A 25,764-nucleotide genomic window follows, 5' to 3' on the forward strand; every position below is an offset into this window, starting at 1 on the left:
CCACGCCGCCGACATATGTCACAAAGCGAACAAATCCTGTCCGGAATGCGTCCCGCACTTAGAAGATGACATCGTACAAAACGGGTAATGTACCAAACGGACAGCACTTGGCTTCGACCCTTCTTAGCTCGAGGTTGCGCATGCGGTGAACGGTCTTTCCTCAGCTTCGACTGTAGCGTCGTTTGGTCCGGACCGATTTTCTGATTTCTTCGAGCCACTACTGACAGCAGGCAATGCGGTAATCAGCAGAGAAGCGCGCGACAACGCATACTTGCCGTCAAATGATTCAGAATCATTCGAATTGAAGCGCGCACCACCACGTTCGGTCATCCGCGCTTCAACAAGCATCTATATAAATTCGCTCGCAGCGCCGAGATCAGCTCGACACGGGCGAGCGCGCCTACGGATCCGACCTCTTGACAGCTGGATAGATCACGGGCGCTCGGTGTTTTGAACAAATTACTTCTTTGTATTCAGGATATCGCAGGAGTTTGAGATGGCTCAGATATCATCCGAGCAAGTGCAGGCGCCAGAGGTTCTCGTAAGCACCGCATTTGATAAGGCGTGGCGCTTTGTCGAGAAAGATCCGCTCCTGGCGCACAATCACAAGGCAGTGCTTCATAGTCGCTTGCGAGCCTCCCTGGAGTGCTCGATAAGAAACGGTGAACGGAATGCCTTGCATCTGGCAAACGAGGCGATACGCAACTTGCGCGCAGAATTGGCATTTTCGACCAAACAGTAGGGTAGCTCCCACCACTATAGGAACGATGGGCTACGTGACAGCTCTCCTTCATCGAAGCGCCATGTGAGCAATCTCAATATATCGTGGTCGAAGTCCTCCTCCAGACCATTCTGCTTCGCTGAACCGCGCCCTCGACTAAAGCTGCCGGTACAAAGCTCCTGACGCTACGATACCAGTCAGCCGGGCCATGATCGTAGACCGCCGACAGCAAGATGAGTTCGTCGTCCCCGGGAATGCTTTATCAGCAGGACCTAAATTTCGACGAAATGCTTGAACAGCGATCCGCCTGTAAGTTGTGTGCAGCTTGCGCTTCGAAGCTGAGTGATGCGGATTAGGCACGTCAGACGGGCGGCATCGCATCGCAGGCCATCATCAGCAGAAGGGAGACGCTGGGCGATTCGTGGCTTTCAGTTCATTCAGCACTGCTTGGTCCGCAAATGCCTTCTCGCTGTTTGCGCCTCACCGATCGGAGCATCCTGGTCAGGTCTACGCACTACGACGGTTGCACGCTCAACAATCTGACGCGGCGTTCGATTTAACTCATTTCTTCCGAAACAATGTGGTGCTGCAGTTACAGCAATTCGCGATGATCTTGTTAAGACGCATCGCGCCGGGCGGCATCAAAAGGAACGACACTCGAATGAAGAATTTGCTGGTTCTGACTGCAAGCATCGGCGCACTCACTGCGGCCGCTCCCGCATTCAGCGCGGACTTCGCCGCGCAGCCCGTCAACATCAAGGCGGCACCGCAGCCGGTCGTAGCCACAATCAACGACTGGACCGGCTACTATATCGGTATCAATGGCGGCTGGGGATCGAGCCACAATTGCTGGGACTTCAACGGCATCACTCCCGAGGGTTGCCATAATTCGACTGGTGCTACCGTTGGCGGCCAGATCGGCTATCGCTGGCAGATCTTCAAAACGGTCTACGGCATTGAAGGTCAAGGCAACTGGGCTGACTTCAGCGGCTCCAATGTCAGCACCGCCTTCCCGGCAGACATCATTGGCACCAAGACAGATGCTTTCGGCTTGATGACCGGCCATGTCGGCTATGCGTTCGACCCCGTGCTGCTCTACGTCAAGGGCGGTGCTGCAGTGACCAGCAACACTTATCACGTCAACTCAGTGGCTACTGCGACCGAAATTGCCAGAAACAACGATGTGCGTTGGGGTGGCGCCCTCGGTGCCGGGATCGAAGTCAGCCTCACTCCGAGTTGGTCGGCTGGCGTCGAGTATGACCATTTGTTCATGCAAGGCAGCAACGTAACCTTTCCAACAGCGGTAGGCGGTGATCGCGTCCACCAGGACATCGATCTCGTCACAGCGCGGCTCAATTACAAATTCGGCCCGGCGTTTGGTCGATAGCAACCTCCACGCGCTTGCGGTAAATCGTGAGCCCCGACCGTCGGTCGGGGTTCTTTCTTCAAGCGCTCGTGTCACATCCGCCGATACCTCGCGATGTCCGACTCGAGCAGTCCGAGCCAGATCATCGGCCGGATGGCCCCTGGTTACTGGAACTCCGGGCCTGGCGGTCCAAGTCACGATCCGACACTTCGATGGTTATCGAGCTTCATAATCTGACGCTGGGTCTTAGCGTCGTGCGTGCAATTCCGATAAATATTGTCCAGCTTTAGACTTGCCGGAAGCTGCGACAACAATTCTGATAGCCGCCGGTGCTTGCTCAAACGAGTTGGGATTTCAAAGAACATTGAGGCGTATTGCCAGAACGATCGCTTGGATCCGGCTAGTGGCGCCAAGCTTTCGCATCGCATTCTTGATATGAAAATTGACTGTATTCTCGCTGATTTCCAGGATCATCCCGATTTCCCATGACGATTTTCCTTCCGCCACCCATCGCATGCAGCTGATCTCCCGCTGCGACAGTGCCACTTTTTTATCACCGCCATCGTTGCAGGGACGTGCGATCTCACCATACGCGGTGTGAAAGTGCCAGGCCAATGCATTGAGATGACCGATGCGATCCTGAGGATCAGCGTCGTCCGACGGAGATGCAAACGACACTACAGATACTCGGCCTAGCGGCCCAAACAACGGCACGCTCATGCCATGCTTCAGGCCCGCCTCTCTGGCTTCGTCCAGTACGCGTCTCTCGTCAGGTTGAAGTCGATAGTGGTCGGCCAGTTGATCCCATAAAAACGGCCTAGAAAGCATTGGCGTCCGCCGGACCACCGGATCGATGGTGTGGTACTTGCGTTTGAAGTACCGGTCGCACCAGTCTGACGGCCATTTCACGGCCACGGTCGGGGGTGGATACTCCGCCAGGCGAAGGGGCTCGACGAAGTTGAGGGCGCCGTAGGCAACTTCACTGAAGCCCTCCTCCGTGGCGCAGCTGACAAGTAGCTCGAATAGCGCTCTGAGCGAATGCGTCTGTTTTGCGCATTCAGTAAAGCTAAACAGGTCCATAGCGGGCGGCTCAGGACGACTATCCCGGTCGGTGTCGCGGCTTCCAATTGCGCTTGTTTCAGGTAGAGCCAAGTTCAATTCCATGCCCTGAATTCCTGGGTTTGCTCTTTGTAAAGTCTGGAGCGCATGCTGCCGAAGGAGTCATCCCGAATTCGATGCCCTACACCAACTGCGATGACGTGATCGTCCCCCGCCAAACAGCTAAGGTGCGGCCTATCCTTCGTTCGAGGCCGAACTGCACGACGCTCACCGTAGCGTTCACCTCATTCAATATGATCTACCCGGCTCGCAGGCGACGCGCTGCCGAGATTGAAGATCGCGGCGGGGACGGCCATGTTGATGGTCTGCGTTCGCGAGGCACAATTGACCTACTGATGCCGCCAGGGACGGAAAGTAAGAGCTCTGGTTTGGCGGGCGTGCGCGCGCTACGGCTTGAAGTCGGTCAGGCGGCTCTCCTAACGATTCAGTCGGCGGTACGAGCCACCCAGGCCGGCCCGCTGCGACATCAGCATAGATCCGATTCGATTGTGCAAGAGCGATGTCCAGCTCAAGTGAGGCTTCGCTGCCGCTTGAGCGCGAGCTCGGGCAGACCCTAGATGCTGAACTTCGCGAGCCAGGTGAGCTAGAGCACGCAACCCCGCTCGCGGGTGCTCGCTTCGACCTGCGTGGCGTCCCCGTCGATGCACTGCTCGCCGACGCAGAAGACAACGGCATCATTTTTCCTCCCCGTCTTGCGAGTCGGCATCGCTTTTCCTTGGCTGGTCCTTCGCCTGTCCACAACGTCGAGGGTTCGGGCGATGAGCAACACGCAGCAGCCGTCGCAAAAGGAAATTTGCTAGCATCAGCCGACGGCCTCTGAGAGGCTTGGTCGCGTAGGGTCGGCGCGAATAGATCGAAGGGACAAATAGCAACCGCGTCAGGGGCGCAACGGGAGATACGCGAAGCCACAAGAGCTGCTTGACGCAGCGGACACTTTGCATGCGCATCTCCAAAGGCGGGAGAGGACCTGGTGTGGGACCAGCAAGTGCCATACCAACATTTGGTTTTCAGAAACCGGCCGCGGAATCAATGACTTGAAAGAGTGGGCAGCTCTCCTTATCGCGCATTGAAGCAATCATGACATCGGGAGGACATCCGACAGACCATTTGCGCGAGCCCCGGCACCAGTTGACCTCATCAAGGAAAATATAGCTCGCACGGCAGCCGCTCCGAGACGCTCTTGGCTTCAACCCGTCAATACGCTCAGCCCAGCGTCAACATTCTGGTGGAAAACACGGCGAGTGGCCGATCAGAGATGACGAAAAAGCAGGTCAGATGACGACCTGGCAGGTGCAGCGGCTCGGAATGCAACGGTTGACGTCAAGAACGACCGAGAGCATAGCCCGTCCGACGAGGCCTTGTCCGTCGACCGGAAACTACCAAGGTCTCGCGCTACCCAGTCAACTACAAGGCTTAACGATTGATTGAGACGATCGCCACATGGCAATCGTGACTGGCTATAGGTCCGGTCGCGCGCACTCCAACTAAAACTCGGTTGCAAAGCAAACGTCCCGACAGGAAAAACAATTGCGCCTCGCCCTGGCGGGGCTGTCGCAACCAAGGCGAAGAGCTTCGCCGAGAATCGGTGAGATGTTTTCTCTGCTTCTGGCGATCATCTCACTGCTCTATACGACCGTTGGTCAGGCGGGGGGTACTGCATTCCTGGCGCTGATGGCTTTTGCTGGTCTGCCATCGACAGAGATGCGCCCAACGGCGCTTGGTCTCAACATTGTGGTCGCGACATATTCTACGTGGGTTTTCAACCGCAACAAAGTAGTTGACTGGATAATGCTGCGTCCGCTTCTGCTTTCATCGATGCCAACGGCGCTTGTCGGGGGTCTCGTGGTGCTCGGGGAACACATTTACAAGACGCTGACCGGGTTTGTCCTTCTTCTGGCAGGCGTCGTGATGATCGTTCGGCACGGACGCACCGCCGAACGCGGTTGCGAAACTCGGCTCTGGGGAACCTTGAGCATTGGAGCAGTCATCGGCCTCGTTTCCGGGCTGACAGGCGTAGGCGGCGGAGCGTTTCTCGCCCCGACGCTCATCGCACTGAATTGGGCATCACCTAAGCAGACCGCCGCGCTGTCGCCGCCTTTTATCCTGGCTAACTCCGCTCTCGGCTTCGCCGGAGTTCTTTTCACCGGCCAATTTCCGGCGCCGGATTTCGGGCTTTATGCAATCGCCGTACTGGCGGGTGCCGCGGCAGGAACAGTTATCGGCCTGAAATGGATGAGCCAGACAACCGTAAGGTTCATCCTCGTGGCGGTTCTGCTCATCGCCGGCATCCAATTGGTGCGCGCTTGAAACTCTCACGTCTTAGTTTTCACACCGGTCAGGTCGAGATTCAACTGATGCAATTGCGCGGCTCTCTCGAAGAATCGATAGCCGCTAAAGCGATCGCAAAAAACAAACGAAATGAAAGTGCAGAAGCACAGCGCAAATATGTAGGACGTTGTCCAGGTGTGAGGAAGCCAGCCGGGCTCTCCTTCGCGGTCGCCGGCGCGCGAAACCGGGTTGTGGAGAGCCGCTTGTACTCGGCGACGGGACGCCTCCGAACCAAGGCGCCCCGACGCACTTGCCGGGCTTGGAAGTGCGCCGGGCCCGCCCCAACATCATCAGTACATCCGTGACGATGCTCGCGGCAATGAGACAACCAGCGTGGCGGAATTGAGGCCCATCCATTCTTTTGACGTGGCGTCTAAAATGGTTTCATGCGCGGCTCCAAAGGACTTGAATCTCACGTAGCGTCAAGTTCTATGATCTCGCACTTGTCGGCGCCATCCAACAGCAACTTACTGTCCATGGCATCGCCAGCCGGACGCATCCTGCTCGCGGCATTTCATCCGAGAGGTGCCCCCTCGCGGGGAAGAGGAGCGACAAGCCGCTCGGCCCATCGACTGCACTGAATGGTCCCTGCGAAGTTCCTGCGCGCAGGTTGGTCGAACTAGCGGCTATCGGCCATGTGCTTGTGAGAAGTTCATCCTTCGCACGAGCATCCAAACGTGGATGTCTCTCACGCCAACCTCGGTCCCTGATAAGTTGGCAATGATATCGAGAACGTGATCGAGATGTCGCGACCAAGTTTGAGCAAGTTGACATAACGCAAAGACACAGCAGAGCGCATGGTTCAGCTTCAGGTCTGTATGAGCACGGGAACGAAGCCTTGCAGACCGCACTCCTGAACAAGTATTGCGATGCTCGCCTGCCTTGGTACACAGTCTACCCAACTGTACCGGATTTCTCCACGACCATCGGCGCCGAGACTTGTGAGACTTGGTTGAGACGGCTGCCGCCGGATGAACCCGTATCGCTCTATCTCCATGTCCCTTTCTGCCAATCGATCTGCTGGTACTGCGGCTTTCCCACGAGCCTTATTCGCAGCGAGCGGCCAATTCGCAATTATTTGGCGGCGCTACGGGAGGAGATTCGTTTGGTTGCAGACCAACTGCCGCGCGCCCTGCCCGTCCGCGACGTGCATTTCGGCGGCGGAACACCGACCAGCATTGCGCCAGTCGATTTTCTAGCTCTGATAGAACTCCTACGTCGCTATTTTGCCTTCAGTAAGTCGGCTGCCATCGCCATCGAAATCGACCCGCGCGCGTTCACGACAGAGATGGCGGAAGCCTTGGGGGCGGCCGGCGTGAACCGCGCGAGCATCGGCGTGCAAAGCTTTGACCCCGTGGTCCAAAAGGCGGTCAATCGGCTCCAAAGCGAGGCCCAGGCGGCTTCTGCAGTCGAAAGCCTTCGCCAGCATGGAATAAGCCGCATCAACTTCGACCTGCTCTTCGGACTGCCGCATCAGACGGTGCAGTCCTGCGTGGACTCGGCGAGGACGGCTGCGGCCATGCGGCCCGACCGGCTCGCGGTTTTCGGCTACGCCCACGTTCCCTCCTATATGAAACGTCAGCGCCAGATCAATGAGGCGGCGCTGCCTGACAATATTGCTCGAGCCGAGCAAGCCGCGGCCGTGGCAGATACGCTGGTCTCCGCCGGCTACCACCAAATCGGGCTCGACCATTTCGCCTTGCCAGACGACGAGCTAGTGCTGGCCCAGAAAGCTGGTCGGCTGCGCCGCAACTCGTTGGGCTATTCGGCCGATACCTGTAAAACTGTGATCGGCTTTGGTCCGTCAGCCATCGGGCGTCTCCGTGACGGCTACGTCCAGAACGAGGTCGTGACTGCTTCCTATAACCAGCACATCAGAGCAGGTCGTCTGGCTATGTCGAAAGGATACTGTCTCACTGAGGAAGATCGGCTGCGGGCTGCAATCATCGAGCGCTTGATGTGCGATTTGCAGGCCGACGTGCCGGCACTGTGTGCAGCCCACGGATTTGATCCGATCGCTTTTCTTGATTCAGCTGATCGCTTGGAAATGCTCACTGAGGACGGGATAGTGGAGATCCAGGACGGTTTCATCCGCGTCAAGCAGGAGCACCGTTTTGTCATCCGCGCTGTGGCTGCCGCATTCGATGCTCATCTCGACCGCACACCCTATTAGCAAAGCCAAGGGATGTGAGCAGATCCAAAGCGTGGCGCTCCTCGCGAACGAGTGACCGGAAGAAGCGCTGCAGGCAGACGCTTAAAGGGAAGATTTAAATTCGGTTCAAATACCGAGAGATGCGGATCGAAATAAAGGGAATCTGCTGACTAATCGAACTCTCGACAGGTACTTGGCGCCGCCACGGCAGCTGGTGGAAACTTTAAGATCCGCGTCTAAGGCATCTTTGCCCTGGCTCGGAGATATTGAGAAAACTTGGTCGCACGCCGACTAATGCGGCACCGTTTCTTTGTTGCTAGTCGTGCCCGCGGGAAGATCAGCCGCTCGCGCCTCCAAAGTCCGCAGGCGCGAACAATGCGATTAGTTTACGATACCAATCGTCGGATAAAATATTGACAAATCCGACATTTTGTATCACAATACTAGCATGCTATCCTTCCCTAAGACCCAGCAGGATCGCGCCATAACCCTACTGAAGAAGCAGGGGATGCTTCGCCTTTCTGAATTTAAGAAGGCGGGCATTACGGCGGCAACCGTATCCCGAATGAAGGAGAAGGGACTCGTCCTTCAGCTCAGCAGGGGACTGTACCAGCTTCCAGACGCCTCGTTCGACACCCATCATGTCCTGGCTGAGGCCGCCAAGCTCGTCCCAAGAGGCGTTATCTGCCTCACCTCTGCGCTGGCGTTTCACGGACTGACTGATACGATTCCATCGCTCGTTTGGATGGCCATCGGCTCAAAGGATCGGCTGCCGCGAACCGATACCCCGACCATCCAATTTGTGCGTTTCGGAGAGAAGGTTCTGACCTCTGGCATTACAGAGCACAAGATCGAAGGCGTACGGGTACGCGTCTACATTCCTGCCAAAACAGTAGTCGACCTATTTCGTTATCGCCGGAGCGCCGGAAAGCGGTATCGAAAGAGTCCCGGCCTCAATCTCGCGCTCGAGGGCCTCAGAGAAGCCCTGCGACAGCGCCAAGCGACCCCTGCCGAGATCGCCCGGTACGCAAATGAAGCTGGTACCTGGAAGGTCGTTCAGCCGTATCTTGAGGCTATGACGACCAATGCCTAAGAAGCCAACACCTCTGATCAAGAACATGGGCGCGTCGGTTCGGACGCGGTTGCTCAACCGCGCGTCGGTTCGGACGCGGTTGCTCAACCTCTCAAAGGAGCGTCGTCAGCCATTCGATCTGCTGCTCAACAATTACGTTCTCGAGCGACTCCTTTATCGCCTGAGTCAAACCAAGCACTGCGACCGTTTCATTCTGAAAGGAGAGATGCTGCTTACGAAGTGGTTCGAAGATCCGCTACGCCCGACAAGAGACCTGGACTTTCTGGCCATTGGCAAAGACGATCAAGAGGATATGGTCCGCATCTTCCAGGAGATCTGCATGGTCTCCCTTAATGATGGCGTTGTCTTTGAATCGAACAGCGTAAAGGTCCACCGTATCCGTGAAGAAACCGAATGCGGCGGGCTGCGCATTACAGCCAACGCTACGATCGAAACCGCCAAAATTCGGATCGTGATTGATATCGCCTTTGGCGACTCCGTTGAGCCGGGTCTTCAGGAAATGGATCTGCCCGTTCTCTTGGACTTCCGGGCGCCACATCTCCGGGCCTACGCCCGCGAAACGGTTATCGCCGAGAACTTTCAGGCGATGGTTATGTTGCGTCGCGCCAATAGCCGCATGAAAGACTTGTATGACGTCTTGGTTTTATCGCGCAACTTCGAATTCAAGAACGACAAACTCCCACGAGCCATCACCGCGACATTCGCTCGACGGAAGACTGAAATTCCTCCAAGTGCTCCGGATGCGCTGACAACTGCGTTTGCGGAAGACCCAACGAAAATTCAGCAGCGGAATTCATTCGTTGAAGACGTTGCTTTTCGACCCGGCACGCTCGCTGACGTGGTCAAGGACCTATCCGCATTCCTGATGCCTCACGCGTCGGCGGCACGCTCGCTCGGTAAGACAGGATTAGCGTGACTGGGCAGCCCACCGCCGCCAAACGTGGCTGGCTCCGCGCAGCAACTCGAGGCAATCGCGTCGGCTGGACTGGCGGGACCGAATTTCATGCCGCTTCTTCTTTTTCTTTGGGGGGCAAGCGCAGCTGCGCGGTGATCTCGGCCATGATTGCGACCGCGATCTCCGACGAGCGGCTGCGCGCGCAGGGCGCCAGGGACAGCGAGCGTCAAGGCTCGCCCGTCTTCTGTCCAGCGATCACTGGCGCACCTCCGACGGAAACAGGCCCCTGTGGTTTGGACCTCTCGACGTGCTTCTTGGCCGGACTCGAAGCAGCTTGTGCCGGCGACGAAGAAATAACGGAGGGATCGGAAGCGACAGGTGCTGGAATCTGCAAGGATTCAATCCGCGAAGTCAGCACCGTGATGCGATCTAAGATCCCTTTAAGATCCTTCCGCTGAGCATCGATGAGGCGACTGAGTTCCGCAATATCCTCGCTCGCCTTCTGCTGCGCCCAACGTATCTCGGTCAGGGATGTCCTGTCCTCCGGTGATAGGCCCGCCGCCGAATCGGCGAACCCGGCTGGCGGCGTCTCGACAACCCTTGCGAGGCTCCCTCCAAAATGGGCTGCTGCTGAACACAAGCCGACGAGGACAACCAGAAACATCAAACCCCAGCGAATGCGTTTTGACGTGCCGTATAATAGCGGCCGCAAATCGGAAGCGGCCGCCTGATCAATCATCTCCATTGTCCCCTACCCGACTATCCCCGTTTCGACAGGCTTGTTTCCTTGACGCGAGAGATGGCTGAAGTCACGACTCCCAGCAAAGCGCGGCCGCCGACAACGTCATTCTTCGCAAACTCGCTGCTCCGATGAAGCGGCTCATCTTGTCCCAGGCAAAGCGAACAGATGATGCGGGTTCCTGCATCATAGGGCCAGCGGTAAGAAATAGTCCTCCTCTTCACGGTTATGGTGCAGCATTTTCGCATCATTCAAGAGAACCTTGCAGGTTTTCTTACCCTGCCGGCCGTTGATGTGAACCGACGCTATTTCCCTTCAAAGTCTGCCTCTCGCCTTTCCGTGCTGCCGAGACCGGCAACTTCATGGCCGACCGCTGCTCAAGGCGCACCAACCGGCGCCCAAGCTACCTCGCCATTGGAGCGGGAAGCATTGGACATGGCCAACTACCAATTCTGGCAGGTTGATGGAGACGACGGACAGATGGCAAGCGTGGCCCACCAACGCCGTGCGTCACAGGTCTAGGAACTCGGAATGCATCCCAAATTTTCCGCGCCGACGGAGCGGGCGGACTCACCAACAGTTTGCCCACGGCCACGAAAGTAGCCCGAAACCGGATCCCTCCGATCTCCAGGGCTCAATCATGGACGTTGAGACAAGATTTTCGCGGGCACAGATTAGAGGTGACCTCGCCGGGATTACGAACCTCCTGCCCGTACGGCGTCGTGCCGCGCCTCAGAGGCCAGCGCTTCGACGCCGCTCTGGCCATTGAGGCCGGCTTTCAATCTGTTCATGGCTCGCAAGAGAGGACACGAAGTACACTGTGGGTGATTGCTTTATTGCGGTGACGACGCCTCAAACATCTTCGGCTACGGCCGCACTTGCCTGCAGCTTGCGATCAAGCGAGACGCAGCGGCGCCTTACCGCCGCACTTTCGCTCGCGGCTTGTCTGGTTGGCATGCCTGTCTTGGCACAAACTGCCGACGAGCGTGATGCCAAAAACAACGCTGCGGCACAAGTTGCCAGGAGGAAAGCGCCGACAGCCCACGACATGGCCACAAAACTCCGGGTCGGCACGGTCAATGAGCCAGTTCAACTTCGTGCCTCCGCGCTGGCATCAGCTCCCAACCTGCCTCTCATCAAGCGCGACAGCTCCGATCGAAGCGCCCAGACACGAACGCAAAAAAGGATCGATCCCTTCGCACGCTTCGATACTTTCCGAGAAAAAGGGATCTGGCTCAACATACCCGGCCCTGCCGACACGGTTGATCAGGACAAGAGCGGCGTTAGATCCGCGCTGGCAGACGTTGGCATCGGCTATATCGGCTGGACGCATAACATCTTTGCAAATAACCAGCTGCCGAATGCGGCGAGAACCAGCATCGCGAACCAGCTCTACATGGGGCAGAATCCGACGTTTGCTACGGCGAACTTCCTGATCGTCACCTATGATCTCAGCCGGCTTGGCATTCCCGATGGCCAGATTGTCGTGGGTGCCGAGCAGCAATACTGGACATGGAAGCGCCCGGGGCCGGATCGAGTGGGATTGAATACACTCGCATATTATCAAACCTTCCTCGACAGGAAGTTCGAACTCAAACTTGGCTATCTCCGAAATGCGAATGAGTTCACCGGCACGTTGTTCGCAGGCATTTCAGGATCAAATATGTTTGCCTTATTCCAAGCAGGAATGAGCACCAACGCCGCACCGACTCCCGCCGTCAACCTGAAGTACAATCTTGATGATCACCTGTACAACAAAGTCTCCATGCAGCGCTCCATCAGTCCAGACGGTTCTTATGCCGAGATAACAGAGAATCCGAGCGGCCTGAACTGGAGCACGGCCAACACAGGTATTCTTTTCGTTGATGAACTTGGCTACAAGAGCAAGGCCGCTCCCGGCGTACCTGACACGTGGCTGCGGGCGGGCGTTGGTTTCAACAGCGGCCATTACAAGAATTTAGCAGATCCGGATCAACAAAGGCAGAGCGGGAATAACTTTCATTACATCGCCGCTGACCGGCAGCTCTGGCAGAGTGACGTTGAGGGGACGCCATCTCGCGGCATCTATGGCGGATTCTCGATCATGGGAGCTCCGCCTGATCTCAATAGGATCAGCCGGTATTACGAGCTTCGTCTTTATGCGAAGGGGCCTTTTGATAGCCGACCTACTGATCTGATTAGTCTCGTCGCGAGCAACACCGCCTGGAGCAAGGTTGCAGTGGATGCGGCCTTGGCGAAAGGACAGCTTGCGCATCGCGATACAACTGCAATTACAGGAACATACATCGCGCATCTCGCTCCAGGGATATATGCAACCCTTGGACTGTCATACATCCATAATCCGACAAGCATCACACATACGGCCCAAACGGAGCACGCGTTAGATCTGTTGGTGTCTACGCTGATATTCTTCTAGTTCGTCGAGGAAGCCATTAATTCGGCGCACAACCTGATTCGTCAAAATTACGCGCCGTTTCTGTCACCGCACCGGCTGGAGGTCGCAAGGAGCGACCCGAAGGTCGGCTCTCCAACGACTAAAGAGCATCGTGACCAGATGTCGGCTAGCTTTGCTTGCGCGCGGCCTGACCCGCGAGGGCGCGGGATGAAGTTCCTAGAATGAACTGAGACAGACAGGGAATGTCGCGCGCTGACCGGCGCACCACTAGCGAGACGAGAATAATCGCTCCGCCAAGAAGTCCCGCCTCAGCCAACTTGGTTGTGAGATCTGACGGTTCTGCGTACTGCATCGAATCCATGAGACGAAATACCGTCCCCTGAATCAAGTACAGCACTAGGTGGTGTGGACTCTAAGGATTCCCTTTTAGGCGCAAATCAGATTCAAGGCTGCTTTTGGGGAGGCCGCCTTGGGTGTGATGGACCGCTTGGTATTGAGCGACGCGACATGGGAGCGGATGGCGCCGCTGATCATCGGCCGGCCTGACCAGAAGGGTTCGACCGGACGGGACAACCGGATGTTTGTGGAGGGCGTACTTTGGATCGTGCGCACTGGCTCTCCCTGGCGTGATCTTCCGGAGGTGTTTGGAGACTGGAACAGCGTGTTTCGGCGCTTCAGTCGATGGAGCATCAAGGGGGTCTGGTGGCGCATATTCGAAGCGATGTCCGGTGTGTAGCGCGTCGATCTGGATGGGAAGGCGCGGCAATCTGGATGGCGAGTCAGTGTCGCGGCGGAGTGATGATTGCCGCGCAGATTGTCGCGCGCAAGAGTTTTGTTGAGCTCTGATTGTCGCGGAGCGTCAATCAGCGACAGTTTTGGGTGTCGCGTGCGAGGGCGGGCGTCCCGGACCGCGTTTTCGTTCGAGCGCGGTGCGCCTGCGATAGCTCTCGACGTTCATCTCAACGATGGTGGCGTGGTGAACGAGACGATCGATGGCGGCGAGCGTCATGGCGGGGTCCGGGAAGACCTTGTTCCATTCGCCGAAGGGCTGATTGGCGGTGATCAGCATCGAGCGGCGCTCGTAGCGTGCGCTGATGAGTTCGAACAGCACGCTGGTCTCGGCCTGGTCCTTGGTGACGTAGGCAAGATCATCGAGGATCAGGAGATCGAAGCGATCAAGGCGGCTGACGGCCGCCTCGAGGTTGAGCTCACGCCGCGCCACCTGAAGCTTCTGGACGAGATCGGTGGTGCGGGTGAAGAGGACACGCCATCCGTTCTCGATGAGGGCCAGGCCGATAGCTGCCGCCAAGTGGCTCTTGCCGCCGCCGGGCGGCCCGAACAGGAGCAAATTAGCGCCCTTGCCCAGCCAGCTGTCACCGGCGGCGAGCGCCATCACCTGCGCCTTCGAGATCATCGGCACGGCCTCGAAGTCGAAGCTGTCGAAGGTCTTCCCAGCTGGCAGCCGCGCCTCGACGAGATGGCGCTCGGTGCGCCGGCGACCGCGTTCGGCGATCTCGTGCTCGGCAACGGTGGCGAGGAAGCGGGCCGCCGGCCAACCTTCCTTGTCGGATTGCTCGGCAAATTGCGCCCACAGCACCTTGATGGCTGGCAGCCGGAGCTCGTTGAGCAACAGATTGAGGCGCGCGGTATCAACGGTGTTGGCCACGCTCATGCGTCACCTCCGATCTCGGCGGTACCGATGAGGCATTCGTAGGTGGCAAGCGGCGCGAGCTGCACCACGACGTTCGGCAGGTGGGCGGGGTCGGGAGCGAAGTGAGCGCGCAGCCGGTTGAGTTCGGGCAGTCGGCCGGCGTCAAGATCGGCCGTGAGCTGATCGGCGAGTTCGGCCTCGCAGCCGCGCTCATGAGCGAGCGCGAGAAGATCGACCATGATCCGGCAGGCCTTCTTGTCCGGCCAGCGCTCGCGCAATCGGTCGAAGGTTCTCCGATAGCCCTCGCGCGGGAACAGCCTGTCTCGATAAACCAGATTGAGAAGCGCCATTGGCTTGCGCCGCAGGGAATGGATCACGTGCCGATAATCGACGACCTGATCGTACTTGCCATTGGGATGCGGTCGCCCGCGCGGCAAGGTCAGGAGGTGCGTGCCACCGACGAACACGTCGAGGTGATCGTCATAGAGCCGCGCCCGCAGCCGGTGACCGATCAGGCGCGATGGCACCGTGTAGAACACCTTGCGTAGGGTGAAGCCGCCCGATGACGTCACGCGGACGATCACCTCTTCGTAGTCCGAGGTCCGGCGATCGGGCAGCTCCTGCAACACCACGCGCTCGCTATCGATTCGCTTGGCGTTGCGGGCGTTGCGGCGGCTGACGATCTCGTCGATGAAGCCGCGATAGGTAGCAAGATCGTCGAAGTCGACAGTTCCGCGCAGCAGCAAGGCGTCCGCGATTGCTCGCTTGAGATGACCGTGGGGCCCTTCGATCGAGCCATTCTCGTGGGCGACGCCTCGATTGTTGCGGGAGGGACGCATGCCGTAGTGGGCACAAAGGGCCTCGTATCGCTGCGTCAGATCGTCCCGTGCATCGCGATCGAGATTGCAGAATGCGGCCGACAGGCTGTCGGTCCGATGCTCCCGCGGCGCCCCACCGAGCGACCAGAGAGCGTTCTGCAGGCCTTCGGCCAGGGCAACGAAGCTCTCGCCGCCAAGCACGACGTGGGCGTGCTCGAACCCGCAATAGGCCAAACGGAAGTGATACAGACGATGATCCAGCGGCGTGTCCGCGATCGTAACACCCAACTCGCCCATGTCGGTGAAGTCGGAGAGGCCGAGCTGGCCGGGCTCGTGGGTTTGGCGGAAGATCACCTCCTGCTCCTCGCCGTGGATCGCCCGCCAGGCACGGATACGACGTTCCAGGGTACGACGGATACCGGTGCCGAGATCAGGATGACGTCGGAGCATCTCCTCGAAGACCGCCACCGGGCGTAAGCCAGGTGCCGCCTTCAGGATCGGGACGATCTCGGTATCGAACACGTCGCTCAGCGGGTCGGGTCGTCGCCGGCCGCGGGGAGCCTTCTTTTGCGATGGAAGTCGGGGATCTCTCTCGATCCGATAGGCGGTCGACGCACTGAATGACGCCTTGGCCGCCGCCACTGGCGGGCTATCGGTCTGACGGTACTTCATGTAGAGCCTCATTTGGTGATCTGTGATGTGTCGGCCGGGCAAGCGAGTGATTCCTCTTGGCGGAAGAACCACTTGCATAACCTGCCGGCCGCGATCACCAGTCGGCGCGGTCCCTCGCGGATCGCGCCGACGCCGGGCTCGTAACTCCGGTCGGGCTACGCCCTCCCTACGTCACGAGCCCGGCGAAACTCTCTCACCTTGATTGACGCGCTCTTCCATCCTGATCGCCGCGCGACACCGGTGATCCGGACTTCGAGTATCTGATCGTCGACTCCACCATCGTCCGGGCGCACCAGCACGCCGCTGGGGCGAAAAAAGGGGGTCTGAAGATCAGGCGATCGGTCGCTCGCGCGGTGGCCTGAGCACCAAGATACATATGGCCGTTCGCGGCCTGGGATGTCCCGTACGGTTCAAGCTCACCGCAGGTCAGAAGAGCGACGTACCGCAAGCCGCCGAATTGATCGAGGGATTACCTGCCCAGGTCGTCATGGCGGATACGGCTTATGACGCCGATCACTTGCGCCAGGCGATCGCTGCCAAAGGCGCGCTCGCCGTCATCCCCAACAACCCGTCACGTGCGCTCAAATATCCGCTGGACAAGCATCTCTATGCCCAGCGTCATCTCGTCGAATGCTGCTTCTCAAAACTCAAGCAGTTCCGCCGCGTCGCAACCCGCTTCGAAAAGACCGCCCGAAATTACCTGGCCGTCGTTACTCTCGCAGCCATCGTCTTATGGATGCGATAAATGTCCACACCACCTAGTGTGCTCTGTCCTATTTCCACGGCGATAAAGCGGACCACTGGGTTTGAGCGGCCAAATCTCCCGCATTGGAGGAAAAACTCAATCATGAGCGCCGAAGCCTCTGCAGAGCCGAAAAACATCAGAAGCACATTCTTCGCCGACTGCATATCTTGGACCAGGGCGAGATTGTTGTAGACGTAAGTGTCTTTGCGCCAAGCTAGAAAACATACCAGCGCCACTATGGACAGAGTCACGGTCCAGAGCAGCCTGTAAGATCGCGTTGCTCGCCCACCAGTCTCTCGATTGCGCAGCTGAGAAGCCCAGGCAGAAGAACGGGTAAGTGTACTTTATGAGATGAAATATGGAGAATGTCAGAGGCGCAAGCACGACCAGTACGACTGATACGAATAGGGTCAAGGGCGAGCAACGATCGAAGATCGAAAGAATTTTTACGAGAAGAAAACAAACGAACGCTGCCCAGATAAACCAGTATGCGCCGGCGACATCATTTAGAAACAGCAGAATCTCGCCTGTTGCGTCAGGTGCGCCGGGAAGCACGGCAACCTTTGCTATCTCCGGAGAGCGTACCAAAACAGCATGGGCAGCAAGAGCTGCGTCGCCCGATCGCCGACGGATTGCGTCAACGACTTTCGCAACAGAGCGCGGCAAGAGAGGTATCCACTTATCGCCATAAAGAGAGGCATGTGGAACATGTAGATCCATTTGAAGCATAGCGAATCCCAGAAGCCTTCACCTCGGTAAAGGATGTATTGGATCAGGTGACCGACGATCACCAACACGATCAGCACTCCCTTGGCGAAATCCAAGGCAAGATCGCGATCGTTTTCCTCTGGCGTGCCAGGCACAGCCGATCGGGTTACATTTAGCGATGCATGAATCATTGGCCGCTGCGGCTTTGCTCCAGGGAGTTCGATCCAAGCGATGGTCGTGGAGGCAATTGCCAACTGGAGGCTGCGCTCGGATAGCTGGCTGATTGCAACGTACTGCAAGGACCCTTAATTGCGGCAAACGCCCGGCCCGAGCATGAAGGATGTCAACGTCTCTCAGAGAAGTTCGGCTTGGCCATCGCGGATAGGCTGTCGGCAAACTCGTATTGTTGGCGAGCTCCCCCACATTCTTTTTGCGATTGCGATCGTCTGCGCTCCGCGCTGTGGGCGTCGAGCACGAATAGGTTCGAACTGTTGCGCTTATTGAGCGACTGATTGATTGGCGGGCGATTTGTGAAAGCCTGAGAGATGGAGCACAAAATCCACCGAGCTTGATTGATTCTGAAAGGGGCGGCTGGACTGCTCCGGCCATGCCCCTTCCCTACTTCCAATGATAGGCCGTGCTGTTGAACGCGCGCGCAGAGCCCGCCCGGGCCTGAGATTTGCAGCCGACCTACGTCCCTCAGCCAAGCTCAGGATGAATGCGAACGCGCCGGCGCCCCTCGCTTTCGACCAACTCGCCCCGGTAAGGCACGCCGCGGATGTCGAAATAGGTCGGGCGTCCGGCCTCCGGCATGATGCGCTGGCCCTCGAGGACGCGCACAAGGTAGGGCGGAAGGAACCGTTCGCGATGCTCCCATCCGCCGCGGATCAGATACCCAAGGTCCACCGCACCTTCACGAGGCTGACTGGCTCCGACCATCTGCGGGGGCTGATGGAGCAGCTCGGATGGCCCGGGTTGGTTTAGCTGGCTTGCGCGCGGGTGATGGATCAGGCGGACATCCCGGCGCCCTCCTGGTCCGAACGTGGCCGAGTAGCGCTCATCGTTGATCATAAACTGACTTGGCCCGAACTGGTTTGGCAGCAGATTGATGTTGCCCAGGACGTCAACCAAGACGTCTTCAGCCGCCTGGGAGCCGTGGCGCCAGTCCGGCCCAACGATGGCCCCAATGTCCCGCAGTCCCTGCACGGCCCCCGAGGGTCCAGCGAACGAGGGCGTTCCGCCAAATTCGGGTGCCGGCACTGAACGTGCATCGTCACGCAAGTCATGCGGTGTAGGCGGATCCAGATCAATCAGGGGATTGAGACCGCTGTAGATGTTTGACGACCGAGGCCTGACGGACGACGGTGACCCACCTTCTTGCATATGTTGCCCGAGCCAATCCCAAGCGCCTTGGCTCAAGCTGGCTGGAGTTGCAGGAAGCCCGAGCGGTAGATCCGGCTGTGGAGCCCAGCGAGGCGCCGATGAGGCTGGTCCGTGGGCCTGCTCGCTCGTCCAATCCCACGCAGCACCGCTGGGGGAGGCTGGCATTAAGGGACGCTGCTGCGAGGGACCGGCCTGCGAAATGTGGTACGGCGCTGGCAGTGATGAGCTCGGTCCGTGGATCTGCTCGCCGAGCCAATCCCAAGCTCCCGCGCTCGGCGTGGCAGGCGTCGCCGGCAGTTCCTGCGGCAAGTGCGCGTGTGCAGCGCCTTCGCCAGCAGGCTGCCCACCGTCCTCAGGATCCAATCCGAGCGCCCTGTTCGCCTCAAGGATTTGCTGGTAGCGCCCAAGCCTGAGCAAATCGGGGTTGATTTTACTGTCCTGGGTTTCTTGCTTGTACGCCTCGACGTCCTGTGCGAGCTCTGGGGTGAAGAGCCGGTCAGCCATCGCGGGCCTGTGGTGCGATCGCAGCCAGTCACTCAGCCTCGAAAGGCGACGCGCCTGACGATCGGCTGTCTCCGGCTCGACCCTGCCTGTCGCCCTTTCCGCTGCGGCCCACATGCGGATGAGTGTTGCGTCCGCAGGATAAGGTTCCAGACGGCGGATGTCGGCGAACAAGGTGTTTCCGGCACCGACCTCCCGGAGCTTTTTCAAGGCCGCCTTGATGCGCCTGCCGCGGTCATTTGCATACGTCTCCACATCTGCATCAAGCTCAGCTTCCAGCTGATAGTTTTCCACCTCCGGATTTTCCAGTTGCGCGTTTTCCAATTCGCGGCGAATTCGATCGGCTATCGATGGCCTGCCGTTCGCACTCAGGCGCGCGCTCAAATGGCGCAGATCGGCTGCCGCATTCTTGATGGTGCCATCGCTCAGGTTGCCGGCCGCTCTGTTTCTGAAATCCGTTATGAGCGTCTCGTCCGCCGCAGGGACTGGCCCTCCGCGAGCCCGGCCCGGCTGCCTGGCATGATCCACTCGAAATTTCGTTGAGAAGACCTCAGGCTGCGTCTCCTTACGCGACGACTTTTCGCTGCTGCTCCCCCCGAGGGCTTTGCCCACTCCCGACTTGAAGCGCGACCATAGTCCGCGGCTTTTGCCACTCTTGGCCTGAACCGCGGACTCCGAATCCGGCATAGAGCAGCGCGCACTGCTGAACAGATCATCCTGCAGACTGAACTGCGGCAGTTGCGCCGAGGCTCCGAGTTGAATACGGGGAATGTCGACGATGCGGCGAGTCCCGCCGAGCGCGCTGTCCCTAAGAGCGGCATGCGGTGGTATCCGCATCGAGCCGCCGAAATCGTCCCGCCGGACCGCCCGACCGCCTCTCGCAGGAGCCCGATCTTGTGAAGCTGAGGGTACATAGCTCGCGTCAGATGAATCGAGCTGCAAATCCGCCATCTGCCGCTCAAAGTTGCCTTGCTGGCCTGCGTTGCCCCTTCGTTGCCCTGCCCGCTCCTGTTGGGCGGCGTACTGCTCCATCCAGGCTCCTGAATCGAAGAATGGGTCGACTGGATCCATCCTGCTTTCCTTCCAATGGTAGAGGTCCTGCACAAGCCGGCCGAAGTTCGAACTCCGGTCAGGCGGCAGCAGTTTCGGCGACAATCAGATCCGCGATCTGTGCGGCCGCAAGCTTTCGAAAAGCTGACGAGATCAACGTCTCGCCCCAAGCAGTCGCGATCGCGTAGGTTCTTCTGAAAGATGCAACATAAAGCCTGCCTGCTGTGGCATCGCAGCCTGCCTGCTGTTCAGCCGCCGCGGATAGTCCGCTCGAATCCAACAAAAGCTTACGTCGCCGTCGTCCATGCTGGGACGGCGTCATGGCGTCAAAACGCCTTCTTCGAGAACGTGTCTTTATGTCCTATCTTGGTGGTAGCCGGACAGCCAATCTGTGGCATCTCCGAAGAACGCGCCGAGCGACCATTTCGCGGCTTCGCTATCGGTCAGTTGATGAGAGTGAGGCTCACGGCCTGCGGGATTGGCCCCGATGCCGGAAGATTTGTATTCGGCATAGTTGGCGGCCCTCAGTTTATTGGTTTGGCCCGGAGTCCATTCGCGCCAGCCTTCCGCCATGACCGGTGCATCCATCTTCGTCGACAGGAAAATCACTGTAGCGTAAGGGCGCCAAGGCCGGCCAAGCGCAACATAGCCCGCGGCGGGATCGGCAGTCAGCCTGCAATGGTCGAAAACATAGGCGCTGTCCTCGTCCGGCGTGCCCTTGCTCTGTGCGGTATACACGACCGCTTGATTGGCCAAGCCGTGTAACTCACCTGCCGGAAATAGGCCTTGGCATTCCCAAATATGAAATCGACATGCCCCTCGATGTAGCAGCTCCGGAAGTATTGCCGCGACATTCGGCCGTTCGGCCCCTTGCTGGCAAACAGGGTGTCCTGGGCACCGAGCAGGCGGACGCGGGTGATAACGTCCCTGTCTACGGTAACCGACAGCGCCACCGCCTGCGAAGATGAATTGGCCGGATTCAGCGCGTAGTCGTTTTGGATCGTGAGATTATCGAGCCGGAAATCATCACCGGAGGCGTCCAGCGTCGCAGAATGAGCGGTTCCTCCGACATTGATCGCCCCGTCGCCATACACAATGACCGTATCGTCCGGCCTCTTGCCGGAGCCCCTAATATGAACGCCAGATTTAGAGACCTTGACCTTCTCGCGGTAAATGCCGGGCGCGATTTGGATATCCCCGCCTTGGGCCGGTAATGCGTCGATGGCTGCTTGAACGGAGTGATAGGCCGCCCTCTCGGCACGCGAGACCAAAAGTGGCTGAGCATGGGCCGTCGAGATGCAGACATATCCGGCCAGAACCGCAGCGAACAGCACAGAAACTCGCATTGGCGCGCTGCACGCTCCATGCAGTCGGTACAAAGTGCCGCGGCGATACGGCAGCTGAGTCTGGTCAATACGTTTCCTCACCGATCCGGAACTCGCGCGCGACTAACGGAAATGTCCGACCGCGCCAAACCCCGTCGGTCGTCCGCCATGAGGCGTCAGCGTCGTAGCCTTTTATTCCAGGAACTCAAAGCCGCATCAAAGGGAGATCTGACCGGCCTAAAGGTTCGGCATGCACTTACTCAATACGGTCGCGGAATGCTCTGGCACATCCCTCCCATCCGCGCGACAGCTGTCCTGTGGCTCGCCCGGGCAGAGGCGGCGACACGTCAGAATGATCGGCCGTCACATTGGCATGCTCGAGCTGCCAGGTAGCGGTGTCGGCAAACCGAACATCCTCGAGCACCACATCAAGGGCGTGCCTATCGTCGACTCCACGCATCAGCAGCGCACCATTTTCGCCATGCACATGGCGCAGAACAATCTGGCGATAGACCGGAATTCTCATGCCTTGGGCACGTGGATCGTATTTCGTGTCGAACGCGACCGGCCATCGGTTACCCCGCAGACATACGTTCTCATAAGTCACTCGCTCGACCAGGCCGCCGCGACTGACATCGCTCTTGATGCGCAGTCCAGATGTCGTTCCGTCCAGGGTCAGGTTGCGCACCAGGATGTCGCTGGCACCGGAATTCACTTCGCTGCCGATCGACATCCCGTGCCCCCAGCCGAAATAATTGTCAGTCACGGAGATGTGGCGGGCGGGGCCATTGTCGCCGGCCTTGATGGCCACGTTATCGTCACCGGTGCGGATGAAGCTGCGGGTGATGGTCACGTCCTGGCTGGCGCCGGGGTCGATGCCGTCGGTATTGCGGGCATCGGCCGGTGCATCGATCGTGAGGCCCCAGAACGTGGCACCTTCGACCCGGTTCATCGCGACATGAAAATTGGGCGCATTGCGCAAGGTGACGCCAGACACCGTGATGTCCTGCGCATGATCGATCTGGATCAAACGCGGGGCGTTTTGGTTGCCACCCTCGGCTTGCGCCCGGCGGGCCAGTTGCCACCAGGATTCAGCGTTGCCGACCATGGGTGCACCGCCCTGGCCATCGATGATGCCGTCGCCATAGATGCCGCCGCCGCGTGTCTTGGAGAAACTAATGAACGGCCGGCAACCGTCGCCCTTAGCCCCGATCCGCCCACACTGTCCGCGGCCCTTGTCGTAAGCAGCCGGTTCGGGGATCGCGAAAAGCGTTGCACCGCGTCCGATCCATAAGGTCACGCCCGATTTCATCTGGAGCGAGCCCGACCGGAACTCGCCACGCCCCAGATAAACCGCAGCACCGGCGGGGCAATTGTCGATGGCATCTTGCAGCCTGACCGTGTCGTTCTTGCCGGACGGCACCGGGCGGTCACAGACCGTGCGAGGTGCAACAGGCTCAGTGACGGTGCGGCGATCTTGCGCTTCTGCTTCGGAGCAGAGAACCATGAAGGCGACGGTGAACAATAGGACCCATTCACGAAAAGGCTTTGTCATCGACCTCGTCTCTTTGCCTCTTCGCGTGATTGTCTGACCTGGGTTGAGCGTCGGCCGATCGGCCAGCCGCTTGCTCTCACTGGCCCGCGCAAGATGACATTTATAAGACCGCAAAGGAGAGCGTGGGCCTCACTATTGTCAGCAAGACTGCACCTCTTGACGCACCGAGGCAGAGTCGAAGCACCATGTCAGGTGTCGCTTCGTGAGCGAGGGCCAATAATAAACCAAGGGAGGAGGCGCCGTGAGCTCTGGAAAACTCAGGTCCCTGAAAGGAACGCGAAGCAATCAGGCCGCTCAATGGCTATGCTCGTGATTGAATAACCGAGCCCCGGCACTGCATTTGTCCGAGATCGAACAGCGTTGTCGGCAACACTTCTAAAAGAGATAATTTCAGGCAATCCCCGTCGCTAGGACCCGGAACACGAGACTGTCTATTGCGCGCGGTGTGATCGACGTCAATGAAACTGGTTGCCAGGTCAAAAATTTATCGAATGCCTCCGAGCGAGCAGCTCAGAGAGAAGTTGCTTTCAGGTGCGACGAACCGAGCGGATGCCCACCGCTGAGCGCAACTGATACGACACGTTGCCGTGCGGCGGTGGCCCCCCTAAGGTCTGTACGCTTTGTACGGATGATCTTTTGCACCGTTAGCCGCACTGGCCGAATTTTGGATAGCGCTTTGGCTGCGGTGTGATATTGCGACTACAATGATAGAACCAATGCAAGTTCGTGATTCTTGTGCGGAATAATGCTACGAGCGCTAAACCTTCCAATTGAGTCAATTCGTACCGTTGTAGCCATTTCTGAGACGGGCAGCTTGACCAAAGCCGCGAGCAAGCTCGGGCTTAGTCAGCCTGCGGTGACCGCTCAAGTAAAACGCTTGCAAGGATTGATTGGCGGGCAACTGTTTGTCAAAACGCCCAACGGCACAACCGTCACCAGCCTTGGCGAACTCGTCCTCCGACAGGCCCGCATAATACTCGAGGCCAACGATCAGATGTTAAGGCTCGCTGGTCATGGCAACGCTACCGTACATCGGGTTGGCCTCAGCAATTTCTTTGCTCAAGGACTTTTAGAACGAGCCGGCAGCGATGACTTTTCGGATCTCTTCATTTGCGCGGATCACTCCAGCACGATCCGCAAGGGCTTGATCGAGGGCTACATAGACGTAGCCTGCATTTTCGCTACGGACGTAGATTCCGATCTTTCAAAAATTGTCCTTGAACAACGGGCATTTCCGGCCACCTGGGTTCGCTCGCACGAATTCGTTCTCCGTCCGGGTACTCCTATTCCGATCGTAACGCTTCCTGACCACGATTGGATGATCGGTCCACTGGATAGGATGGGATCCGCTTACAGGATTGTTCTTCACACCACTGACCACTTGGTGAGATTGTCAGCCGTGCGACTTGGCTTGGGCTTGACTGCATTGCCTACGTTCTGCGTGCCGGACGATTTAGTTCAATCGCCAGAATACTACTTACCAGCATTGCCTGATCTCAGGGCTGTCATTTGTGCAAGGCCGGGGCTACGAAAGGAAGTTGCGGCCAAGCTTGTGCAGAGGGTGAAGCGAATATTCGACGACCAACAGTATCAACCCAGTATACTCGTTCGGTAACAACTTCGTCGATCGCTAGAGATCTCGGCCACGGATCGACCTCAGGTCGGAATCGACCATCGTTCCCAATACACACGGACAACTTGTCGGATTCCATTGACATAGTTTGCTTGACACGTCGCCGTCCGCAGCATGCTCTCATCGTGCTCTAGCTATCGGTTGGCAACCGGCGCAGCACATCATCAGCCTCCAAATCGGCAGGTTCGTCACGGAGCAAGCGTTGGAATTCCAATGAGGGAAACGGCTCCGGATCGAAAGCGAAATCCCCTCGATCGATAGAGGCGACCACTTGGCTGTCCAGCGGATCCGCCTCCAATTGCGCGGGTTCATCATCCAGCAGTTGCCAAAGCTCCCCTGGAGGGAACTGTTCGGGATCGTAGATAACCTCCTCTAAGTTCAGCTGGACAGGGGGCAATTGGCGGCTGACCTGATCCGCCCCTGACGTGATCGGTTCGTCCTCCAGCAGTCGTCGAAGCTCGCCAGGAGGAAACTGCTTCGGATCGAAAGTGAACTCCCATGGATCGATGAAGATGGGCCGGCTGGTGATTTGATCGTCGCGCCGATCCTGAAGCTCCTGATGCAATCTTTGAAGCTCCTCTCGGCTTGCGGACACCGGCGAGTGCGTTGATTCATCATTCAGCAGTCGCCTCAGCTTCGCCGGGCGGCCAGTGAAGTCCTCAGGATCGAAATTCAGCTCGTCCGGATCGCCGGCAATCGGCTGCGGAGACCGTTGATCTCCAATCAGTTGGCGAAGTTCCTGTTGCCGCCGCAAAAGCTCTGGATTGTCCGCCATGATAAGCGGTTCGTCTGCTTCATCATCCAACCACTGCCGAAGCTCCTCTGGTACGACATCTAATGTCGGCGGCGCACTAGCCTCACCCCCAGCCTGTTGAAGCCCGCTTGCCGCCAAAGACCCTTGCTCCGAAGCTCCTG

Annotated in this window: 17 protein-coding genes and 6 pseudogenes; 10 read left to right on the forward strand and 13 right to left on the reverse strand. The window is 58.3% G+C overall.

Annotated features, from left to right (window positions below):
- Nucleotides 1-123: 123 nt before the first annotated feature.
- Nucleotides 124-348 (reverse strand): hypothetical protein, encoded by a 225-nt coding sequence (locus J2R78_RS06065; RefSeq protein ID WP_253587760.1) that lies wholly within the window; start codon nt 346-348, stop codon nt 124-126.
- 148 nt (nt 349-496) lie between these two features.
- Between J2R78_RS06065 and J2R78_RS06070 the strand changes: the two genes are divergently transcribed.
- Both J2R78_RS06070 and J2R78_RS06075 read left to right on the forward strand, forming a co-directional pair.
- Nucleotides 497-742, forward strand: a complete 246-nt coding sequence (locus J2R78_RS06070) for a hypothetical protein (RefSeq protein ID WP_081334891.1) — start codon at nt 497-499, stop codon at nt 740-742.
- Between the two features lie 640 nt (nt 743-1,382).
- On the forward strand, nt 1,383-2,108 hold the full coding sequence (locus J2R78_RS06075) for an outer membrane protein (protein WP_069280024.1): 726 nt from the start codon (nt 1,383-1,385) through the stop codon (nt 2,106-2,108).
- A 333-nt stretch (nt 2,109-2,441) separates the two neighbouring features.
- Here J2R78_RS06075 and J2R78_RS06080 read toward each other — a convergent pair whose 3' ends face one another.
- Nucleotides 2,442-3,167, reverse strand: coding sequence for a LuxR family transcriptional regulator (locus J2R78_RS06080; RefSeq protein ID WP_069280042.1), 726 nt, complete (start codon nt 3,165-3,167; stop codon nt 2,442-2,444).
- 1,629 nt (nt 3,168-4,796) lie between these two features.
- Between J2R78_RS06080 and J2R78_RS06085 the strand changes: the two genes are divergently transcribed.
- The 4 genes from J2R78_RS06085 (at nt 4,797) to J2R78_RS06100 (ending at nt 9,695) form a co-directional block, all read left to right on the forward strand.
- Nucleotides 4,797-5,513 (forward strand): sulfite exporter TauE/SafE family protein, encoded by a 717-nt coding sequence (locus J2R78_RS06085; RefSeq protein WP_253603415.1) that lies wholly within the window; start codon nt 4,797-4,799, stop codon nt 5,511-5,513.
- A gap of 859 nt (nt 5,514-6,372) precedes the next feature.
- Complete coding sequence (hemN, locus tag J2R78_RS06090; protein WP_069280026.1) at nt 6,373-7,707, forward strand: oxygen-independent coproporphyrinogen III oxidase; 1,335 nt, start codon at nt 6,373-6,375, stop codon at nt 7,705-7,707.
- A 427-nt stretch (nt 7,708-8,134) separates the two neighbouring features.
- Nucleotides 8,135-8,779 (forward strand): type IV toxin-antitoxin system AbiEi family antitoxin domain-containing protein, encoded by a 645-nt coding sequence (locus J2R78_RS06095; RefSeq protein ID WP_069280027.1) that lies wholly within the window; start codon nt 8,135-8,137, stop codon nt 8,777-8,779.
- Between the two features lie 25 nt (nt 8,780-8,804).
- Entirely contained in the window at nt 8,805-9,695 is an 891-nt protein-coding gene (locus J2R78_RS06100; protein ID WP_375167103.1) for a nucleotidyl transferase AbiEii/AbiGii toxin family protein, read from the forward strand.
- A gap of 85 nt (nt 9,696-9,780) precedes the next feature.
- On the opposite strand, the pseudogene J2R78_RS06105 reads toward J2R78_RS06100, so the two are convergent.
- A pseudogene (locus J2R78_RS06105) lies at nt 9,781-9,861 on the reverse strand (XdhC family protein); the annotation flags it as partial.
- A 39-nt stretch (nt 9,862-9,900) separates the two neighbouring features.
- Nucleotides 9,901-10,413: a hypothetical protein gene (locus J2R78_RS06110; protein WP_253587763.1), complete on the reverse strand. Its 513-nt coding sequence runs from the start codon at nt 10,411-10,413 to the stop codon at nt 9,901-9,903.
- 955 nt (nt 10,414-11,368) lie between these two features.
- Between J2R78_RS06110 and J2R78_RS06115 the strand changes: the two genes are divergently transcribed.
- A complete protein-coding gene (locus J2R78_RS06115; protein WP_375167104.1) occupies nt 11,369-12,829 on the forward strand; it encodes a carbohydrate porin in 1,461 nt (486 codons plus the stop codon).
- 145 nt (nt 12,830-12,974) lie between these two features.
- On the opposite strand, the pseudogene J2R78_RS44935 reads toward J2R78_RS06115, so the two are convergent.
- Nucleotides 12,975-13,208, reverse strand: a pseudogene (locus J2R78_RS44935) (nodulation factor fucose acetyltransferase NolL); the annotation flags it as partial.
- Between the two features lie 69 nt (nt 13,209-13,277).
- Between J2R78_RS44935 and J2R78_RS06120 the strand changes: the two are divergent.
- Nucleotides 13,278-13,535 (forward strand): annotated as a pseudogene (locus tag J2R78_RS06120) (transposase); the annotation flags it as partial.
- Nucleotides 13,536-13,667: 132 nt separating this feature from the next.
- Here J2R78_RS06120 and istB read toward each other — a convergent pair.
- Both istB and istA read right to left on the reverse strand, forming a co-directional pair.
- Nucleotides 13,668-14,480, reverse strand: coding sequence for an IS21-like element helper ATPase IstB (istB, locus tag J2R78_RS06125; protein WP_225649550.1), 813 nt, complete (start codon nt 14,478-14,480; stop codon nt 13,668-13,670).
- Entirely contained in the window at nt 14,477-16,027 is a 1,551-nt protein-coding gene (istA, locus tag J2R78_RS06130) for an IS21 family transposase (RefSeq protein WP_253603405.1), read from the reverse strand. The genes istB and istA overlap by 4 nt, the downstream gene beginning before the upstream one ends.
- Nucleotides 16,028-16,191: 164 nt before the next feature.
- Here istA and J2R78_RS06135 point away from each other — a divergent pair.
- Nucleotides 16,192-16,694 (forward strand): annotated as a pseudogene (locus tag J2R78_RS06135) (IS5 family transposase); the annotation flags it as partial.
- A 14-nt stretch (nt 16,695-16,708) separates the two neighbouring features.
- On the opposite strand, the pseudogene nolL reads toward J2R78_RS06135, so the two are convergent.
- From nolL to J2R78_RS06160, 5 genes and pseudogenes are all read right to left on the reverse strand, one after another.
- A pseudogene (gene nolL / locus J2R78_RS44940) lies at nt 16,709-17,593 on the reverse strand (nodulation factor fucose acetyltransferase NolL); the annotation flags it as partial.
- A gap of 508 nt (nt 17,594-18,101) precedes the next feature.
- Entirely contained in the window at nt 18,102-20,357 is a 2,256-nt protein-coding gene (locus J2R78_RS06145) for a hypothetical protein (protein ID WP_253603422.1), read from the reverse strand.
- A gap of 58 nt (nt 20,358-20,415) precedes the next feature.
- Nucleotides 20,416-20,658: a hypothetical protein gene (locus tag J2R78_RS06150; protein WP_253587770.1), complete on the reverse strand. Its 243-nt coding sequence runs from the start codon at nt 20,656-20,658 to the stop codon at nt 20,416-20,418.
- Nucleotides 20,659-20,690: 32 nt separating this feature from the next.
- A pseudogene (locus tag J2R78_RS06155) lies at nt 20,691-21,682 on the reverse strand (pectinesterase family protein).
- Nucleotides 21,683-21,917: 235 nt separating this feature from the next.
- A complete protein-coding gene (locus J2R78_RS06160; RefSeq protein ID WP_253603424.1) occupies nt 21,918-23,216 on the reverse strand; it encodes a glycoside hydrolase family 28 protein in 1,299 nt (432 codons plus the stop codon).
- A 745-nt stretch (nt 23,217-23,961) separates the two neighbouring features.
- Here J2R78_RS06160 and J2R78_RS06165 point away from each other — a divergent pair.
- Nucleotides 23,962-24,831, forward strand: coding sequence for a LysR family transcriptional regulator (locus J2R78_RS06165; RefSeq protein WP_256558523.1), 870 nt, complete (start codon nt 23,962-23,964; stop codon nt 24,829-24,831).
- 148 nt (nt 24,832-24,979) lie between these two features.
- Here J2R78_RS06165 and J2R78_RS06170 read toward each other — a convergent pair whose 3' ends face one another.
- Nucleotides 24,980-25,654: a hypothetical protein gene (locus J2R78_RS06170; protein WP_253603427.1), complete on the reverse strand. Its 675-nt coding sequence runs from the start codon at nt 25,652-25,654 to the stop codon at nt 24,980-24,982.
- Nucleotides 25,655-25,764: the final 110 nt, after the last annotated feature.

Origin of the sequence: Bradyrhizobium sp. USDA 4538 (genome assembly GCF_024171045.1) — a bacterium.
GTDB classification, from domain to species: domain Bacteria; phylum Pseudomonadota; class Alphaproteobacteria; order Rhizobiales; family Xanthobacteraceae; genus Bradyrhizobium; species Bradyrhizobium australafricanum.

What these genes read in the sequence shown, in the direction of transcription:
- J2R78_RS06095 (WP_069280027.1), top strand. Translation starts at nt 8,135, where the DNA reads ATGCTATCCTTCCCTAAGACCCAGCAGGATCGCGCCATAACCCTACTG.
- J2R78_RS06165 (WP_256558523.1), top strand. Translation starts at nt 23,962, where the DNA reads ATGCTACGAGCGCTAAACCTTCCAATTGAGTCAATTCGTACCGTTGTA.
- istA (WP_253603405.1), bottom strand. Translation starts at nt 16,027, where the DNA reads ATGCAAGTGGTTCTTCCGCCAAGAGGAATCACTCGCTTGCCCGGCCGA.
- J2R78_RS06100 (WP_375167103.1), top strand. Translation starts at nt 8,805, where the DNA reads ATGGGCGCGTCGGTTCGGACGCGGTTGCTCAACCGCGCGTCGGTTCGG.
- J2R78_RS06075 (WP_069280024.1), top strand. Translation starts at nt 1,383, where the DNA reads ATGAAGAATTTGCTGGTTCTGACTGCAAGCATCGGCGCACTCACTGCG.
- J2R78_RS06115 (WP_375167104.1), top strand. Translation starts at nt 11,369, where the DNA reads ATGCCTGTCTTGGCACAAACTGCCGACGAGCGTGATGCCAAAAACAAC.
- J2R78_RS06160 (WP_253603424.1), bottom strand. Translation starts at nt 23,216, where the DNA reads ATGACAAAGCCTTTTCGTGAATGGGTCCTATTGTTCACCGTCGCCTTC.
- J2R78_RS06085 (WP_253603415.1), top strand. Translation starts at nt 4,797, where the DNA reads ATGTTTTCTCTGCTTCTGGCGATCATCTCACTGCTCTATACGACCGTT.
- J2R78_RS06145 (WP_253603422.1), bottom strand. Translation starts at nt 20,357, where the DNA reads ATGGATCCAGTCGACCCATTCTTCGATTCAGGAGCCTGGATGGAGCAG.
- J2R78_RS06150 (WP_253587770.1), bottom strand. Translation starts at nt 20,658, where the DNA reads ATGACGCCGTCCCAGCATGGACGACGGCGACGTAAGCTTTTGTTGGAT.
- J2R78_RS06070 (WP_081334891.1), top strand. Translation starts at nt 497, where the DNA reads ATGGCTCAGATATCATCCGAGCAAGTGCAGGCGCCAGAGGTTCTCGTA.
- J2R78_RS06065 (WP_253587760.1), bottom strand. Translation starts at nt 348, where the DNA reads ATGCTTGTTGAAGCGCGGATGACCGAACGTGGTGGTGCGCGCTTCAAT.
- istB (WP_225649550.1), bottom strand. Translation starts at nt 14,480, where the DNA reads ATGAGCGTGGCCAACACCGTTGATACCGCGCGCCTCAATCTGTTGCTC.
- J2R78_RS06110 (WP_253587763.1), bottom strand. Translation starts at nt 10,413, where the DNA reads ATGATTGATCAGGCGGCCGCTTCCGATTTGCGGCCGCTATTATACGGC.
- J2R78_RS06080 (WP_069280042.1), bottom strand. Translation starts at nt 3,167, where the DNA reads ATGGACCTGTTTAGCTTTACTGAATGCGCAAAACAGACGCATTCGCTC.